Raw genomic sequence first — 1,744 nt, 5'->3', positions numbered from 1 at the left:
CGGCAGGACGCGCCGACCCGCGCTGAGTTGACGCGGATCAACACGCGTCGGGCGAAACGGCGCCAAGCTCGGGCTCCATCGCCGGCCGGGACACTGCCATGCAACACGCTGCCGTACGCGTCATCCTCGAAGAGCACAGCGCCATGTCGGCGATGCTGCGCTCGATCAGCCTGCTGCTGGCCGACCACCGGCGGCGCGGCAGCCTGCCGGATTTCGGCGTGCTGCGCGCGATGCTGTTCTACGTCGACGAGTTCCCCGAACGCCTGCACCATGCGAAGGAGAGCGAGTTGCTGTTCCCGTTGCTGCGCAGGCGCACGACCGAAGGCGACGAGGTGCTCGACCGGCTCGACCGCGAGCACGCCGACGGCGAGCGGGCGATCCGCGAGCTGGAGCACGAGCTGCTCGGCTTCGAGATGATGGCCGACACCGCGCAGCTGTGCCAGCGCCGCGACCGCTTCGAGCAGGCGATGCAGCGCTACATCGATTTCTACCTCGCGCACATCCGGGCCGAGGAGACCGAGGTGCTGCCGCTCGCGCAGCGCGTGCTGACCGCCGAGGACTGGGTCGGACTGGACCGCGCGTTCTGCGCCAACCGCGACCCGCTGGCCGACCACCCGCCGGACGACAACTACCGGCATGTCTTCAAGAAGATCCTGTGGGCCCTGCCGCCGCCGCTGGGCATCGGGCCGGCGATCGGCCACTGCAGCCGGCCGCCGGGCGGGCGCTGACGGCGTGCGCCGCCTGCGCGTTGCACTGCTGATCGCCGGTACCTGGGCCGCCGGACTGGCCGGATGCGCCGGCCTGGGGCCATTGCCGGCGCCCGCACCGGCAGCGGGCTTTGCGGCCGCGGTGAGCCGCGGCAGCGCGTTCGCGGTCGGCGTCTACGGGATCGGCGCGGATGCCCGTGCCGAATTCGACGAGGACACGCTGCCGCGCGGCGACGAACTGGCGCCGTGGAGCACGGCCGAACTGCCGGCCCGCATCGGCGCCGGCTTCTTCATCGACGACGGCGGGGCGATCGTGACGGCCGCCCACGTCGTCGCCGGCGCCAACCAGGTGCTCGTCAAGCTGCCCGACCAGCGCGTGCGGCCGGCGCGGGTGCGGGCCATCGATCGCGACATGGACATCGCGCTGCTCGAACTGGACGTGCCGCCCGCCGCCGCACCGGTGTTCGGCCGCTCGGCCGCGCTGCGCGCCGGCGATTGGGTGCTGGCGGTCGGCGAACCGTACGGCCTGAACCGCTCGGTGGTCGCCGGCATCGTCGGCGGGCGGACCCGCCATTTCGCGGAAGACGGCGAGGTGCTGTTCATCCAGAGCGACCTGACGCTGAACCCGGGCAACTCCGGCGGGCCGCTGCTCGATGTGCGCGGCGCCATCGTCGGCATGAGCCTGCGCACCGTGGTCGGCCCCTATGGCAGCTCGGGCGTCAGCCTGTTCATGCCGATCGAGGTCGTGCAGCAGGTGGTGGCGGAACTGCGCAGCGACGGGGCCGCGCCGCGCCCGCGGCTGGGCGCCGGCTTCGAGGACGTGTCGCCGCTCGCGGCCTGGCACGCCGGCCGGCCCGATGCGCGCGGCGCCTTCATCAATGCCGTGGCGCGCGGCAGCGTCGCGGCGACGCTCGGACTGCGCGTCGGCGACATCGTGGTCGGCATGAACGGCCGGGCGCTCGGCGACAGCGGCGACTTCGTGCGGGCGCTGCTGTCGTGGCGCTCGGTGGCGGGCACGCGGCTGACGGTGTTCCGCG

At 73.3% G+C, this 1,744-nt stretch carries 2 protein-coding genes; both read left to right on the top strand.

The features are described 5' to 3' along the window. The first annotated feature begins 98 nt into the window (after positions 1–98). The gene (locus tag AC1D12_RS32610) at positions 99–728 is read left to right on the top strand and encodes a hemerythrin domain-containing protein (RefSeq protein WP_477845279.1); all 630 of its coding nucleotides are present in this window, start codon (positions 99–101) and stop codon (positions 726–728) included. Between the two features lie 4 nt (positions 729–732). Then, a partial coding sequence (locus tag AC1D12_RS32605; protein WP_477845278.1) for a S1C family serine protease occupies positions 733–1,744 on the top strand: 1,012 nt, incomplete at its 3' end.

The sequence above is a fragment of the Rhizobacter sp. P1_G5 genome, assembly GCF_056405435.1.
Note: the sequence above shows the minus strand (reverse complement) of the source record. Positions and strands in the feature narration are given on the sequence as shown.

Coding starts and splice junctions, on each gene's coding strand:
- AC1D12_RS32610 (WP_477845279.1), top strand. CDS start 99: ATGCAACACGCTGCCGTACGCGTCATCCTCGAAGAGCACAGCGCCATG.